At 65.2% G+C, this 15185-nt stretch carries 11 protein-coding genes; 3 read left to right on the top strand and 8 right to left on the bottom strand.

Annotation, left to right across the window (positions count from 1 at the left end; genetic code table 11):
- Positions 1-26 precede the first annotated feature (26 nt).
- The 4 genes from pabB to grpE form a co-directional block, all read right to left on the bottom strand.
- The gene (pabB, locus tag AB4Y34_RS04290) at positions 27-1913 is read right to left on the bottom strand and encodes an aminodeoxychorismate synthase component I (RefSeq protein ID WP_368715326.1); all 1887 of its coding nucleotides are present in this window, start codon (positions 1911-1913) and stop codon (positions 27-29) included.
- A gap of 18 nt (positions 1914-1931) precedes the next feature.
- Entirely contained in the window at positions 1932-3071 is a 1140-nt protein-coding gene (gene dnaJ / locus AB4Y34_RS04285) for a molecular chaperone DnaJ (protein ID WP_018431876.1), read from the bottom strand.
- A gap of 268 nt (positions 3072-3339) precedes the next feature.
- Positions 3340-5295, bottom strand: a complete 1956-nt coding sequence (gene dnaK, locus AB4Y34_RS04280) for a molecular chaperone DnaK (protein ID WP_176379033.1) — start codon at positions 5293-5295, stop codon at positions 3340-3342.
- Between the two features lie 332 nt (positions 5296-5627).
- Positions 5628-6215, bottom strand: a complete 588-nt coding sequence (grpE, locus tag AB4Y34_RS04275) for a nucleotide exchange factor GrpE (protein ID WP_176122491.1) — start codon at positions 6213-6215, stop codon at positions 5628-5630.
- A 363-nt stretch (positions 6216-6578) separates the two neighbouring features.
- Here grpE and AB4Y34_RS04270 point away from each other — a divergent pair, with 363 nt between their 5' ends.
- Positions 6579-6740, top strand: a complete 162-nt coding sequence (locus tag AB4Y34_RS04270; protein WP_176109498.1) for a hypothetical protein — start codon at positions 6579-6581, stop codon at positions 6738-6740.
- Here the strand turns inward: AB4Y34_RS04270 and AB4Y34_RS04265 are convergent.
- The 3 genes from AB4Y34_RS04265 to hrcA form a co-directional block, all read right to left on the bottom strand.
- A complete protein-coding gene (locus AB4Y34_RS04265) occupies positions 6712-7119 on the bottom strand; it encodes an RNA-binding S4 domain-containing protein (RefSeq protein ID WP_368715426.1) in 408 nt (135 codons plus the stop codon). The two genes, AB4Y34_RS04270 and AB4Y34_RS04265, sit on opposite strands and share 29 nt — an antisense overlap.
- Before the next feature lie 8 nt (positions 7120-7127).
- Positions 7128-8198, bottom strand: a complete 1071-nt coding sequence (gene hemH, locus AB4Y34_RS04260; protein ID WP_176379031.1) for a ferrochelatase — start codon at positions 8196-8198, stop codon at positions 7128-7130.
- 178 nt (positions 8199-8376) lie between these two features.
- Positions 8377-9396: a heat-inducible transcriptional repressor HrcA gene (gene hrcA / locus AB4Y34_RS04255; protein ID WP_026227992.1), complete on the bottom strand. Its 1020-nt coding sequence runs from the start codon at positions 9394-9396 to the stop codon at positions 8377-8379.
- A gap of 210 nt (positions 9397-9606) precedes the next feature.
- Here hrcA and AB4Y34_RS04250 point away from each other — a divergent pair, with 210 nt between their 5' ends.
- Entirely contained in the window at positions 9607-10509 is a 903-nt protein-coding gene (locus AB4Y34_RS04250) for an NAD kinase (RefSeq protein WP_176122489.1), read from the top strand.
- Positions 10510-10572: 63 nt separating this feature from the next.
- Positions 10573-12240, top strand: coding sequence for a DNA repair protein RecN (recN, locus tag AB4Y34_RS04245; RefSeq protein ID WP_368715325.1), 1668 nt, complete (start codon positions 10573-10575; stop codon positions 12238-12240).
- A 112-nt stretch (positions 12241-12352) separates the two neighbouring features.
- On the opposite strand, the gene glnE is transcribed toward recN, so the two are convergent.
- Entirely contained in the window at positions 12353-15151 is a 2799-nt protein-coding gene (gene glnE / locus AB4Y34_RS04240; protein ID WP_368715324.1) for a bifunctional [glutamate--ammonia ligase]-adenylyl-L-tyrosine phosphorylase/[glutamate--ammonia-ligase] adenylyltransferase, read from the bottom strand.
- Positions 15152-15185 lie beyond the last annotated feature (34 nt).

The following is a 15185-nucleotide window of genomic DNA, read 5'->3' as shown; positions in this document are numbered from 1 at the left end:
GCGGCATTCCGGTTTGTCTCAGCGCTCTATGCAACAACCCGTGCGGGTATCGCGCCGCGCAACGCGTTGCACACGAGCAGCGCTTCGGCGTTCAGCACGTCCTGCTGCGTCAGCACTTTTTCACCCGCCTGCAGGTCCGAGGCCCCGTCGAGCAATACGCTTCGCATCACGCCAGGCAGCACGCCCGACGCGAGCGGCGGAGTCCACCATCGTCCTGCGAGCTTCACGAACACGTTCGATCTGCCGCCTTCGGTCAGTTCGCCCCGTTCGTTGAAGAACAGCGTATCGAAGGCGCCCTTCGCCTCGGCTTCGCGCCAGCCGCGGTCGTAGTCGGCGCGGCGCGTGGTCTTGTGGCGCAGCAGCGGATCGGCGGCCTGGGTCGGCGCGAACTGCGCTTCGGGGCCGAGCAGAACCCCAACGACCGCATCCGCCAACGGCGTAAGTATCGCGGCGGTGATCTGCGTCACACCGCTTTTGCTCAACGCGAGCCGCATACGATGCGGCGTCTGCGCCGGCAGCGTGGCGCACCGCGCTGAAATCTCCTCGCGAATGCGCGCTTCGTCGAACCCGAAGCCAAGGGTCGCGGCGCTCGACGACAAGCGCCGCAAATGCCGCTCGACATGCCGCACGCCGTCTTCCCGCGTTGCGTACATCGTTTCGAACAGTTCGAAGCCGGGCTCGGCGCCGGTCAGAAAACGTGCTTTCAATCGACACTCCTCGTGCTCGTCGGCGGCCACGCTGTCGAGCACGATGCCCGCGCCGATGCCCATGCTGCCGCGCAGACTGTCCGTGCCGCTCGCTTGCGCCGTCGACGCGGTCAATGTCAGCGTGCGGATCGCGACCGACATGCAGAACTCGCCACAATCCTGATCATCGTCCGGCGCATCGAGCCAGCCGATCGCGCCGGTATAAAGTCCGCGCGGCGTGCTTTCCAGTTCGTCGATCAGCTGCATCGTGCGATGCTTCGGCGCACCGGTAATCGAACCGCAGGGAAAGAGCGCGCGCAGGATCGTCGCGAACGAGGTGCCGTCGAGCAACGTCGCCTCCACTGTCGACGTCATCTGCCACACCGACGCGTACGGCTCGACCGAAAACAGCGCCGGCACATTGACCGAACCGATCCGCGCAACCCGCGACAGATCGTTGCGCAGTAGATCGACGATCATCACGTTCTCGGCGCGGTTCTTCAGATCGGTGGCGAGGAACTCGGCGTTGCCGCGGTCGATGGCGGGATCTTGCGAGCGCGGCGCCGTGCCCTTCATCGGCCGCGCGCGCAACGTCGGGCCGTGCTTCTCGACGAACAATTCGGGCGAACACGACAGCACCCACGCATCGTCGGGCAACGCGATCAGCGCGCCGAACGACACCGGCTGGCGCGCGCGCAAACGCCGATAGAACGCAAGCGGCGAGCCGAACACGTCGAAGCCGAGGCGGTACGTGTAGTTGACCTGATAGGAATCGCCCGCGCGCAGCGCAGCGTGAATCGCGTCGATCGACGCATCGAATTCGGCGCGATCGACGCTCTCGCGCACGTTCGCCGTGCCCGCGACCGACGGCTCCGGAGCACCGTTGTCACGCGTCATCAGCCACGCGTCGACCTCGTCGCGCGCAAGCTTCGCACAGCGTTCGAACAATAAAAAACGCAGCGTGGCATTGCCACGCTGCGTTTCAGTGGACCGAAGCTTGTCGATACCGACGAGCCCACGACCAAATTCATAGTCGGCCAGCACGACGGCGTGCAGGCCATTGCGGGTATCGGCCGCGACGCTGTCGCACACCGCTTCGAGCTGCGCCGCCGCGGTGCAGACCCGCTCGCGCACGAAGCCCGTGTACAAGCGGCTCGACGGACGCGCCGCCGTTGCACCGCAATCGTCAAGCAGCGCGAACACCGCGCCGCGCCTGTCCACCGTCATGCTGACCGCCAAATCAGATCAATCGAAAAAGCTCTTCACCCGATCGAACCAGCTCTTGCTCTGCGGACTATGCCGCGCACCGCCTTCCACGAGCGCCTTTTCGAACTGCTTGAGCAGGTCGCGCTGCGCTTCGGTGAGCTTGACCGGCGTTTCGACCTGCACATGCACGTAGAGATCACCGGCGATGCTCGAACGCAGCCCCTTGATGCCCTTGCCGCGCAAACGGAACGTCTTGCCCGACTGCGTGCCTTCCGGCACGGTGAAGGTCGCGCGACCGGCCAGCGTCGGCACTTCGATATCGCCGCCAAGCGCCGCGGTGGTGAACGGGATCGGCATCTGGCAATGCAGATCGTCGCCGTCGCGCTCGAACACCGAGTGCTGCTTGATATGAATTTCGACGTAGAGATCGCCCGACGGACCGCCGTTGATGCCCGGCTCGCCGTTGCCGGCCGAGCGGATGCGCATGCCGTCGTCGATACCGGCCGGAATCTTCACTTCGAGCGTCTTGGTTTCCTTCACCTTGCCCGCGCCGTGGCAGTGATTGCACGGGTCGGGGATGTAGGTGCCGCTGCCGTGGCACTTCGGGCAAGTCTGCTGGATGCTGAAGAAGCCCTGCGACATGCGCACCGAACCCGAGCCGCTACAGGTCGGGCAGGTTTCCGGTTTGGTGCCCGGCTTCGCGCCCGAGCCATGACAGACTTCGCACGAAACCCAGCTCGGCACGCGGATCTGCGTGTCGTAGCCGTGTGCGGCCTGCTCGAGCGTGATTTCCATGCTGTAGCGCAGATCCGCGCCGCGATACACCTGCGGACCCGCGCGGCCGCCTCCGCGTGCGCCGGCGCCGGCCGCCTGGCCGAAGATGTCGCCGAAGATGTCGCCGAATGCATCGGCAAAGCCGCCGAAACCTTGCGCACCGGCCCCACCCATGTTCGGATCGACGCCCGCGTGACCGTACTGATCGTACGCGGCGCGCTTTTGCGAATCCGACAGCATTTCATAGGCTTCCTTCACCTCCTTGAAATGCTCTTCCGCATCCTTGTTGCCCGGATTGCGGTCGGGGTGGTGCTTCATCGCGAGCTTGCGATAAGCCTTCTTGATTTCGTCGTCGCTCGCGTTCTTTGCGACGCCCAGAACCTCGTAGTAATCCCGTTTCGCCATATCGGTTCAACGCCGCCGCGCAAAGCGACGCGGTAGCTCCTTGTGAATGCTGTGGAGTCTCACGACTCGTCCGGCCGCTGTCTGCGCCGCGTCTCGACACGGTTCAAAACAACGCCCTCCATAAAACGAACGTGCCCGGAGAGCCCAAAAGGCTCGCCAGGCGCGAAAAACCGCTCTTGCACTCAAGGCGCCCAAAGGGCGCCGATCTCGTGCAGCCGGGCCGCGCACATCGCTGTGCACGGCTTTACGGTCGGATGCCGACCTGGCTTTAGTCCTTCTTCACTTCCTTGAACTCAGCGTCGACCACGTCGTCGGCCTGCTGGCTCGCGCCCGCCGATGCACCGGCACCCGCACCGCCCGCCGCGCCCGCTGCCGCTTCGGCACCTTGCGCAGCCTGCATGTCGGCGTACATCTTCTCGCCCATCTTCTGCGAGGCCGTGGCCACCGCTTCGATCTTCGCTTCGATCGCGGCCTTGTCGCTCGAGCTGCTCTTCAGCGTGTCTTCGAGTTCCTTCAACGCGGCTTCGATCTTGTCCTTCTCACCCGCTTCGAGCTTGTCGCCGTACTCGGTCAGCGCCTTCTTCGTGCTATGGACGAGTGCGTCACCCTGGTTGCGGGCGTCGGCCAGCTCACGCAGCTTGTGATCTTCTTCAGCGTTCGCTTCGGCATCCTTCACCATCTTCTCGATTTCGGCTTCGGACAGACCCGAGTTCGCCTTGATCGTGATGCGGTTTTCCTTGCCGGTCGCCTTGTCCTTCGCGCCGACGTGCAGAATGCCGTTCGCGTCGATGTCGAAGCTCACTTCGATCTGCGGCACGCCGCGCGGTGCCGGCGGAATGCCTTCGAGGTTGAACTCGCCGAGCAGCTTGTTGCCCGCTGCCATTTCGCGTTCACCCTGGAACACCTTGATCGTCACGGCGCTCTGGTTGTCGTCAGCCGTCGAGTAGACCTGTGCGTGCTTGGTCGGGATCGTGGTGTTCTTGTTGATCATCTTCGTCATCACGCCGCCGAGCGTTTCGATGCCGAGCGACAGCGGGGTCACGTCGAGCAGCAGCACGTCCTTGCGGTCGCCCGACAGCACCTGGCCCTGGATCGCGGCACCAACGGCCACGGCTTCGTCCGGGTTCACGTCACGGCGCGGGTCCTTGCCGAAGAACTCCTTCACCTTTTCCTGCACCTTCGGCATACGGGTCATACCGCCGACCAGGATCACGTCGTCAATCTCGCCGACCTTCACGCCCGCGTCCTTGATGGCCACGCGGCACGGCTCGATGGTGCGCTCGATCAGTTCTTCAACCAGCGCTTCCAACTTCGCACGCGTAATTTTCAGGTTCAAGTGCTTCGGACCCGACGCGTCGGCCGTGATGTACGGCAGGTTGATTTCGGTCTGCTGGCTCGACGACAGCTCGATCTTGGCCTTTTCAGCCGATTCCTTCAGGCGCTGCAGCGCGAGCACGTCTTTCGACAGATCGACGCCCTGTTCCTTCTTGAACTCGCCGATGATGTAGTCGATGATGCGCTGGTCGAAGTCTTCACCGCCGAGGAACGTATCGCCGTTCGTGGACAGCACTTCGAACTGCATTTCACCGTCGACGTCTGCGATTTCGATGATCGAGATGTCGAACGTGCCGCCGCCGAGGTCGAACACGGCGATCTTGCGGTCGCCCTTTTCAGCCTTGTCCAGACCGAATGCCAATGCGGCTGCGGTCGGTTCGTTGATGATCCGCTTCACTTCCAGACCGGCGATGCGGCCTGCATCTTTGGTCGCCTGACGCTGGCTGTCGTTGAAGTACGCCGGCACCGTGATCACGGCTTCCGTGACGGTCTCGCCGAGGTAGTCCTCAGCGGTCTTCTTCATCTTGCGCAGCACTTCGGCCGAGATTTGCGGCGGCGCGAGCTTCTGGTCGCGCACTTCGATCCATGCGTCACCGTTGTCGGCCTTGATGATCTTGTAGGGCATCAGGCCGATGTCCTTCTGCACTTCCTTCTCTTCGAAGCGGCGGCCGATCAGGCGCTTGACCGCGAACAGTGTGTTCTTTGGGTTCGTGACCGACTGACGCTTGGCCGGCGCGCCGACCAGGATCTCGCTGTCTTCCATGTAAGCGATGATCGACGGCGTGGTGCGCGCGCCTTCCGAGTTCTCGATGACCTTGACCGAGTTGCCTTCCATGATCGCCACGCACGAGTTGGTCGTGCCGAGGTCGATGCCGATGATTTTGCCCATTTTTACAAATCTCCTGACTTTGATCGCTGCGGAAAGCGCCCGGTTGGCCCATCTGGCGGCGGGACGATCCGCTCTCAATTCCTACCTGCACTCAAAATAAGTGCGGCCACATCGTTTTCAAGACCTCTATTGCGATGCGGTCTTTAATTTTTTTCAATCAAGGGGCGGGCTCGTGAATCCTTGCTGCGAGCCCGCTCCGCCAGCCTGCACGGCGCCCCCGGCGGGGTTCGCCGGAAGTGCCTGAATCGACTGGATGTTTTGCGGCGCGCGGCGATGCGAAGCGACGAGGCAGACGCCGCCGGCGCAGACGCCCGGGATGCGCGTCGACGTGCTTACTTCGGCGCCGCGACGGTCACGAGCGCGGGACGCAGCACGCGATCCGCGATCACGAAGCCCTTCTGCAGCACCGCGACGACGGTGTTCGGCTCCTGGTCGGCCGGCACCATCGAAATGGCCTGATGGCGATGCGGATCGAACTTCTCGCCGACCGGATTGATGGCCACGACGCGGCCCTTCTCGAGCGCGCCGCTCAACTGGCGCAGCGTGAGCTCGACGCCTTCGCGGACCTTCTGCAGGTCGTCGGACGAATGGGCGACGGCCGCCTCGAGGCTGTCGACGACCGGCAGCAGATGCTCGGCGAAGTTCTCGATCGCGAACTTGTGCGCCTTGGCGACGTCTTCCTGAGCGCGACGGCGCACGTTTTCGGTTTCGGCCTTCGCGCGCAGGAAGTCTTCCTGCAACTCGGCGATCTTCGCCTGAGCGTCGGCCAGCGCCTGCTCGGCGGCAGCCTGGGCGGATTCAGTGGTGGCGCCGGTGTCCTGCTGTTGAGTGGCGGCCTCAGCCGCCTCGGCGGCCTGGCGCGCGGCTTCGTCGGCGGGCGTGGGATTCTGGCTCGTCGGGTTCTCTTGCGTGTTTTCCATGTCGCTGAAAGTCGTTAAAAAGTAAAAGCAAAGACGGAAAAAGCCGTTCCGACACAGTACGATTCGTGCTTTGCAAAATCGCGACAGGTGTCTTCGCGCCGATCCGCCAGACCGGACCCCAGATGGGGCCTGAAATAGCCGTTTCAAGCGGCTCCGAGGTTTTTTCGCACCACCGTCGTGCAGGCGAAATGCGCCGTAACAGGCATTCACGTGGCGCAATCAGATAGGGATTGAGTGCGGCCCGCAACTGACCTATTCTCCAGTCATGGAGCGGCAACGCACGTTAACCCTAATTTGACGTAAGCCTTACCGACACCTGACAGTCGTTCCGATAGCCCGTTTCAGCCCATCGAGGGGAGTACCGTGAAACTGACCGTTGCAATCGGGGTGGTCGCACTGGTACTGATCGCGGGCACCACGACCATCTGCATGTCCGGCGCGGTTAACGACCACACCACCGAGTACGGTGGCGCACACGCCACGGTCGAGCAGTTTTTTAGTTCCCACCCGAAAATCTGTCGATAGTGCGCCGGTCGCGTTTCGTCGGTCGCCTGTGCAGCGCGGCGGCCGGCTCGTGATACACCTTGCGCCGTTCCTGCTCGACCTGCCGCTTCTCCTTGCTCTGCGCGGTTTCAACGTAAAGCGTCTGCGCCACGCTCGCCGGGCCGCGCACGTCGCACACGCCCAGCACCTCGACCTGCCACACGTAGCGCTCGATCTCGATTTCGACCAGATCGCCGACACGCACGTCCTTGGCCGGCTTCACGGCCGCGCCGCCGATGCGCACCCGCCCCTTGTCGACCGCATCCGCGGCCAGCGAACGCGTCTTGAAGAAGCGCGCGGCCCACAGCCATTTGTCGATGCGCAGTTTCGCGCCCGGTTCGGTTGAAATGCGGTAGTTCATCTGCGTATTCAAGCCCCTGTCGTGTGCGGCACCGGCACCGCCTGCACCGGCCAGCCCTGCAGGTGCTGCGCGACGATTTCGCCGAGCGCGGCAACCCACGGCTGAGACGCATTCAGACAGGGGATCCGGTGAAACTCCTTGCCACCCGCCTGCAGAAATTCGTCGCGCACTTCCATGCCGATTTCCTCGATCGTTTCGAGGCAGTCGGCGGTGAAACCCGGACAAAACACGTCAGCACGCCGCACGCCTGCCGCACCGAGTTCCTTCAACGTCGGCGCCGTGTAGGGCTGCAGCCATTCGGCCTTGCCAAAGCGCGACTGGAACGTGATGCGGCATTCGACCGGCGTCAATTCGAGCGCCTGCATCAGCAGCGCGCCGGTCTGCTGGCATTGCTCGTGATAGGGGTCGCCGAGGTCGAGTGTGCGCTTGGGCACGCCGTGGAAACTCAGCACGAGCTTGTCGCCCGCCGCGAAATCGGGGCGGCCGTGCAGATGCCAGTGATGACGCACCTGCGCAGCGAGCGCCGCGATATACGCCGGGTGATCGGCGTACTGGCGAACCGTGCGGATTTCCGGCTGGTTGCGCATGCGCTTGAGCGCGGAAAAGGCTTCGTCGAACGCGGTCGCGGTGGTCGACGCCGAATACTGCGGATACATCGGCATCAGCAGCACGCGCTCGGTGCCGGCGAGCTTCAGCTGGTTCAGCATTGCCGGAATGCCGGGCGTGCCGTAGCGCATCGCGTAGTCGACCAGCACCGTGTAGTCGTTGACTTGCAGCAGATGGCGCAAACCCTCGACCTGCTTTTCGGTGTGCACGCGCAGCGGCGAGCCCTCAGGCATCCACACCGCCGCGTACTTCCTGGCGGAGCTGCGGCCGCGAAACGGCAAGATCAGCAGACGCAGAATCAGCTGCCACAGCAGCGCGGGAATTTCGACCACGCGAGGATCGGACAAAAACTGCGCGAGATAGCGGCGCACCGCGCGCGGCGTCGGCGCGTCGGGCGTACCGAGATTGATCAGCAACACGGCGACGCGATGCGACGTGGCGTTCTGTGATGGCCGCTCGAGGTCGAAGCGCATAGGCAGCAGAAGTCACCGCTTCACGCGGCGAGTCGATTCAATGGAGATTCATTATAGCGGCGCGGGTTCGGCCGGGCGTCGCCGGACCCTGGCCATTCGGACGATTGGCAGAGGCCGCCCGTTCGCGCATCATGGCCGGCACGGGCTGCGATGACGGCGGCGCCGCGGAGCGCGATGACTACTGCTGGCTGAGCGTCATGGACAACAGCCGCGCGGTGATGTCCACGATCGGAATCACGCGGTTGTAGGCCATGCGGGTCGGACCGATAACACCGAGCGTGCCGACGATCTTGCCGTTGACCTCGTACGGCGCGGTGACGACGCTCATTTCCTCGATCGGCACCAGTGTCGATTCGCCGCCAATGAAAATTTGCACACCCGCCGCGTGACTCGACACGTCGAGCAACTGAAGGAGGCTGGTCTTCTGGTCGAACACATCGAACAGCTTGCGCAGGCGCGCCATGTCCGACGAAAGATCGGCGACTTCGAGCAGATTGCGCTCGCCGGAGATAAGCACAGTCTCGCCGGTATCGGATTCGTCGGTGCTCGCGGTGACGGCCGCATGCATCAACGAGGTCATGTCGCCGCGCAGCTCGTCGATTTCCTCGCGCAGGCGGCGGCGCACTTCGTCAAACGAGAGGCCCGCGAAGTGCGCGTTGATGTAATTGGAGGCTTCCACCAGCTGCGAAGGCGAAAAGTCGCGCTGGGTGGCGAGAATGCGGTTCTGCACGTCGCCTTCGGGCGTCACGATGATCAGCAGAATGCGCTTGTCGGACAGGCGCATGAATTCGATCTGCTTGAATACGTGGCTGCGGCGCGGTGTGAGCACCACACCGGCGAACTGCGACAGGTTGGACAGCACGCTCGCCGCCGCGGCGACGATCTTCTGCGGCTCGCCCACCTGCAGCGTGGTTTTGACCGCGCGCATCACCGCTTCTTCGTCGGCGGCGGACTCGACCGTCAACATTGTATCGACGAACAGACGGTAGCCGCGTGGCGTCGGAATGCGCCCCGCCGACGTGTGCGGACTGATCACGAGCCCCAGATCCTCGAGGTCCGACATCACGTTGCGGATCGTGGCCGGGCTCAGCTCGAGGCCCGAGTAACGTGACAGCGTGCGCGAGCCGACCGGCTGACCTTCGGCGATGTAGCGCTCGATCAGCGTTTTGAGGAGGGTTTGTGCGCGAGGATCTAGCATGACGAAAAATTTTAGCTCAATGGCATCGCAGCCGCGAGCGCCCGCGGCGCCCGCTCCCGGCCAATGCGGCGCCGTCAGCGGGCGCGCATGTCATCGGGTCTTCACCATTCTAACGATAATCGCGACATGCGCAGACGCCCCGCGTGCGCCGGCCCGCTACCGGGTTGGCCTGCGGTTCTTTTCAGGCCCTACCTATGGTGTAATGCCGGCATGCAAGTGACCAGCCAGTTCAAGACCGTCGCGCTCGTCGGGCGCAGCAATACGCCAGGCATCGGCGAGCCGCTGACCGCGCTCGCCGCGTGCATCGCGAAGCTCGGCCTCGAAGTCGTGTTCGAAGCCGACACCGCCGCCGAAATCGGCGTAACCGACTATCCGGCGCTGCGTCCCGCCGAGATCGGCGCGCGCGCCGACGTCGCCGTGGTGCTCGGCGGCGACGGCACGATGCTCGGCATCGGTCGCCAGCTCGCGCCATATCGCACGCCCTTGATCGGCATCAACCACGGACGGCTCGGCTTCATCACCGACATTCCGATCTCCGACATGCGCGAGATCGTGCCGCAAATGCTGTCCGGCAATTTCGAGCGCGAGGAGCGCGTGCTGCTCGAAGCGCGCATCGTGCGCGACGGCACGTCGATCTATCACGCGCTCGCGTTCAACGACGTGGTGGTCAACCGTAGCGGTTTTTCGGGCATGGCGGAGCTGCGCGTGTCGGTCGACGGCCGCTTCATGTACAACCAGCGCTCGGACGGCCTGATCGTCGCGACGCCGACCGGCTCGACCGCGTACGCGCTGTCGTCGCAGGGGCCGATCCTGCATCCGCAATTGCAGGGCTTCGTGCTCGTGCCGATCGCGCCGCACGCGCTGTCGAACCGGCCAATCGTGCTGCCGGACGACTCGAAGGTCAGCATCCAGATCGTTTCCGGGCGCGAAGTGAACGTCAATTTCGACATGCAGTCGTTCACGTCGCTGGAGCTCGGCGACACGATCGAGGTGCGCCGTTCGCGTCACACGGTGCCAATGCTGCATCCGGTCGGCTACAGCTATTACGCGACGCTGCGCAAGAAGCTGCACTGGCACGAGTACCCGTCGCACGAAGAAGACCCGAGGCCGTAAGCGGCGCTTTCTAGCCCACGCCGCCGCGGCCGCCACCCGAATCCAAGCTACCCGACGACCTCCATGCTTCGCCACCTCTCGATACGCGACTTCGTCATCGTCGCCGCGCTCGACCTCGAATTCGACAGCGGCTTTACCGTTTTCTCGGGCGAAACCGGCGCCGGCAAATCGATCCTGATCGACGCGCTCGCGCTCGCGCTAGGCGCGCGCGCCGAGGCGAGCGTCGTGCGCACCGGCGAGAGCCGCGCCGATATCACCGCGGAGTTCGAAACGCACGCGCAGGTCGATCAATGGCTCGACGCGCAGGCGCTCGGCGCGGCCGACGACGGCCAGCACGGCGGCACCGTGATGCTGCGGCGGGTGGTCGACGCGAACGGCCGCTCACGCGCGTTCATCAATGGCACGGCCGCGACGCTCGCGCAGCTGCGCGAGGTCGGCGAAATGCTCGTCGATATTCACGGCCAGCATGCGCACCAGTTGCTGATGCGCCCGGACGCGCAGCGCGAGCTGTTCGACACGCACGCGGGCCTGTCGGACTTGGCCGCCGCGGTGACACGCGCGTGGCGCACGTGGCGCGACAAGGCGCAGGCGGTCGAGCACGCGCAAACGCGCGATCGCGAGCTGCAACTCGAACGCGAGCGACTCGCGTGGCAACTCACCGAACTCGATAAGCTCGCGCCGCAGCCGGGCGAATGGGAAGAGGTCAACACCGAGCATCGGCGGCTGTCGCATTCCGCGAATCTGATCGACGGCGTGCAGGGTGCGCTCGGCGCGCTGTCCGAATCGGACGACGCGATGATCACGCATCTCGGCTCGATCGTGTCGAAGGTGCGCGACCTCGCGGAGATCGACCCGGCGCTGAACGACGTGCTCGCCGCGCTCGAACCCGCCGAGATCCAGTTGCAGGAAGCCGCGTATTCGCTGAGCCACTACGCGCAGAAGCTCGAGCTCGATCCGGAGCGCCTCGCGCAGGTCGAAAAGCGCCTCGACGCGCTGCACTCGGCTGCGCGCAAATTCCGCCTGCAACCCGAGACGCTGCCGGAAGAACACGAAGCGCGCCGCAAGCAATTGGCCGCGCTCGACGCCGCCGCCGACCTCGACGGCCTGCGCGCCGCCGAGGCGCAAGCGAAGGACGCGTTCGTCGCCGAGGCTAAAAAACTGTCGAAGGCACGGGCCAAAGCAGGCAAGGCGCTCGGCGAGGCGGTCACGACCGGCATGCAGGAACTGTCGATGAAAGGCGGCAGCTTCGAAGTCGCGCTGGTGCCGTTGCCCGAAGGCGGTGGGCATGGGCTCGAGCAGATCGAGTTCCGGGTGGCGGGTCACGCCGGCGTGCGGCTGCGGCCGCTCGCGAAAGTCGCGTCGGGCGGCGAACTCGCGCGTATCAGTCTCGCGCTCGCAGTGATCGCGAGCGCGGCCAGCCCGACACCGACGCTGATCTTCGACGAAGTGGATACGGGCATCGGCGGCGGCGTGGCCGAAGTGGTCGGGCGGCTATTGCATCAACTCGGCGAGGCGCGCCAGGTGTTGTGCGTGACCCATCTGCCGCAGGTCGCGGCGCGCGGCGATCATCATTTCCAGGTCGCAAAGATGAGCAACGGCACCGGCGGCACGCTCAGCAGCGTGACCTCGCTCGACAAGGCGAGCCGCATCGAGGAAGTCGCGCGCATGCTCGGCGGCCTCGAAATCACGGCGACCACGCGCAAGCACGCGAAGGAAATGCTGGCCGCCTGAGATTGCGCCGTGCGCGGCTCACCGCACACGGCCTGAGTCGGGTTGGCCGGGACGTCACACCGATCCCGGCCGCGCATGATGCGCTGGCGCTACGCGAAATGCGCAAGCGCCTTTACCCAAACACCCTCTTCCACAACGCCAGCACCGCCTCGCGCTCGGCCGCGACCAGCGCCGGATCGACCCGCGCCTTCTCCATCCCATCGAGCCGCAGCGTGTGCTGCAGCTTGCGATAGCGCCGATAGGCAGCGCCGACCGTCTCGGCTTCCGCTTCGCTCATTAGCCCGAAACGCGACACTTCACGCAGCAGCGCGATATTGCCGGTATTGCGGATCAGCTCGGGATCGCGCGCCGCATGCAGCAGCACCCAGTACTGCACGGTGAACTCGATATCGACCATGCCGCCGCGGTCGTGCTTCAGGTCGAATAGAGTCGGCGTCTGGTTCGGGTGACCCGCTTCGACGCGCGCGCGCATCTCGACGATCTCTTTCGCGAGCGGCGGCGCTTCGCGCGGTGTCGTCAGCACCTGTTCGCGGATCGCCTCGAACTTCGCGCCGATCTCCGGATCGCCCGCACAGAAGCGTGCCCGCGTCAGCGCCTGATGCTCCCACACCCAGGCGGTGTTCGCCGCGTCGCCCTCGCGCAGCTGATAGCGGCGGAACGCGTCGAGATCGGTGACGAGCAGGCCTGACTCGCCATTGGGCCGCAGCCGCAGATCGATGTCGAACAAGGTGCCGGCGCCGGTCGCGGTGGTCAGCCACGTGATCAGGCGCCGCGTGAAGGTGGCGTAGACGTCGGCCGCGGCATCGTCGGGATCGTCATACAGGAAGATCAGGTCGAGGTCCGACGCGTAGCCGAGCTCCTTGCCGCCGAGCTTGCCATAGGCGATCACCGCGAAGCGCGGCGCGTCGCGGTGACGTTTGGGCAACTGATTCCACACGGCTTCGATCGTCACGTCGAGCACCGCGTCGGCGAGCTCGGACAGCCGATCGCTGACGTGCTCGACGGACAGCTTGCCGGCAAGATCGATCAGCAGAATGCGAAACACCTCGGCCTGATGCGCGTGGCGCAGCAGATCCATCTGCTGCTCGACGCCGTCGGCGGCGGCGAGCCGCAAACGCAACGTACGCTTGAATTCGGGCCAGTCGAACGGGCTGTTGATCGCCTCGCCGTCGAGCAGTTCGTCGAGCAGCTGCGGATGGCGGATCAGATAGCCGGCCGCCCAGCGCGAGCCGCCCAGCACCGACAGCACCTGGTGCAGCGCCTGCGGATACTCGGTCAAGAGCGCCAGATACGCGCCGCGCCGGCTCACCGCTTCGAGCAGATCGAACAGGCGCGCGACCGTATCGCCGCGCCGGCCGGCCGGCTCCAGCGTGCGCGCGGCTTCGAGCGCGCGCTGCGCGACGATGTCGAAGCGCTGCCGGCTGCGCTCGTTCAGGCCCGTGTAGCGCGACGAGCGCCACACCGCCTGCAGCCGCGCGAGCAACTCGCCGGGTTCGGCCACACCGAGTTCGATGAGGCGCGCGCGCAGCGCGTCGTCGGCGCTATCGTCGGCGAGCGCACTGCTCCACACCCACGCGGCCGCGCCGTCCTCGGGCGCGCCGCAGCCGTCGCGGCCGCCCACCTTGTCGGCGAAAATCTGGTCGAACTGCTGTTCGACGAACTCGCGATGCGCGTTGAGCTTAGTCATCAATTCCGGGTAGTCGTCGCAGCCCATCGCGCGCGCGAGCGCCGCGCGGTCTTCGGCATCGACGGGCATCGCGTGAGTCTGCGCGTCGTTGCGATATTGCAAGCGATGTTCGAGCTCGCGCAGAAAGCGATAAGCCTGCGACAGCTTCAGGCACACCGACGGGTCCATCAACCCATGCGTGGCCGCATGGCGCAGCACGGCGAGCGTCGGCCGCACGCGAAAGCCGGCGTCCTGGCCGCCGCGGATCAGCTGAAACACCTGCGCGCTAAACTCGATTTCACGGATGCCGCCTCGGCCGAGCTTGATGTCGTCGGCCTTGTCGGGGCGCATCGACGCGCGGCGCTGCGCCTCCTGGCGGATCTGCAGATGCAGCGCGCGGATCGCGCTGATCACGCCGAAATCCAGATAGCGTCGATAGACGAACGGCGTGACGATCGCATCGAGCTGCTTCTGCAGCCGCTGCGCCGCGGCGCTTGCGCCCTCGGACACGAGCCGGCCCTTGATCCACGCGTAGCGCTCCCACTCGCGGCCCTGCACGTAGAAATACTCTTCGAGCATGCCGAGGCTGCACACGAGCGGGCCCGAATCGCCGTTCGGCCGCAGACGCATATCGACACGAAACACGTAGCCGTCGGCGGTGACTTCCGCGAGCGCGCCGATCAGCCGCTTGCCGAGCCGCGTGAAGAACTCCTGGGTCGCGAGCGGCGAGCGCTGGCCGCCGGTCGTCTCGCCATCGTCCTCGTAGACGAAGATCAGATCGATATCCGACGACACGTTCAGCTCGCGCCCGCCGAGCTTGCCCATGCCGACCACGCCGAGCGTGAGCCGCTCGCCCTGCTGGTCGCGCGGCTCGCCATACAGCGCTTCCAGTTCGGCGCTCAGCACCGTCAGCGCGCGCTGGATCGTCGTTTCCGCGAGATCGGTCATCGCGCCGGTGACTTCGGCGATATCGGCTTCGCCGGCCAGGTCGCGCTCCATCACCGCGCAGAATACTTCGGTGCGCAACTGGCGCAGCGCGCGTTTCAGCGCATCTTCGTTGACCGGCGCACCGGCGGGGCCAGCCGCCTCGGCGCACAGTGCGTCGAGACGCGCGTCGATGCGCTCGCGCGTCAGCGGCTCGTCGGCCAGCGCGCTGACATGCGCGACCAGTTGCGGGCGGGCCGCGGCGGCGCGCGCGGCATAGTGCGAATAGCTGGAACTCAGGAGGGTTGCATCAGTCATCAAAAATCTGGCTCGCTCGTTGCTTGATCGAATTTGT

The organism is Paraburkholderia sp. BR10954 (genome assembly GCF_040965775.1).
GTDB lineage: Bacteria > Pseudomonadota > Gammaproteobacteria > Burkholderiales > Burkholderiaceae > Paraburkholderia > Paraburkholderia youngii.
This window is presented reverse-complemented; position numbering and strand designations above follow the sequence as displayed.

Coding starts and splice junctions, on each gene's coding strand:
- dnaJ (WP_018431876.1), bottom strand. CDS start 3,071: ATGGCGAAACGGGATTACTACGAGGTTCTGGGCGTCGCAAAGAACGCG.
- AB4Y34_RS04265 (WP_368715426.1), bottom strand. CDS start 7,119: ATGAACTACCGCATTTCAACCGAACCGGGCGCGAAACTGCGCATCGAC.
- hemH (WP_176379031.1), bottom strand. CDS start 8,198: ATGCGCTTCGACCTCGAGCGGCCATCACAGAACGCCACGTCGCATCGC.
- hrcA (WP_026227992.1), bottom strand. CDS start 9,396: ATGCTAGATCCTCGCGCACAAACCCTCCTCAAAACGCTGATCGAGCGC.
- dnaK (WP_176379033.1), bottom strand. CDS start 5,295: ATGGGCAAAATCATCGGCATCGACCTCGGCACGACCAACTCGTGCGTG.
- grpE (WP_176122491.1), bottom strand. CDS start 6,215: ATGGAAAACACGCAAGAGAACCCGACGAGCCAGAATCCCACGCCCGCC.
- AB4Y34_RS04250 (WP_176122489.1), top strand. CDS start 9,607: ATGCAAGTGACCAGCCAGTTCAAGACCGTCGCGCTCGTCGGGCGCAGC.
- pabB (WP_368715326.1), bottom strand. CDS start 1,913: ATGACGGTGGACAGGCGCGGCGCGGTGTTCGCGCTGCTTGACGATTGC.
- recN (WP_368715325.1), top strand. CDS start 10,573: ATGCTTCGCCACCTCTCGATACGCGACTTCGTCATCGTCGCCGCGCTC.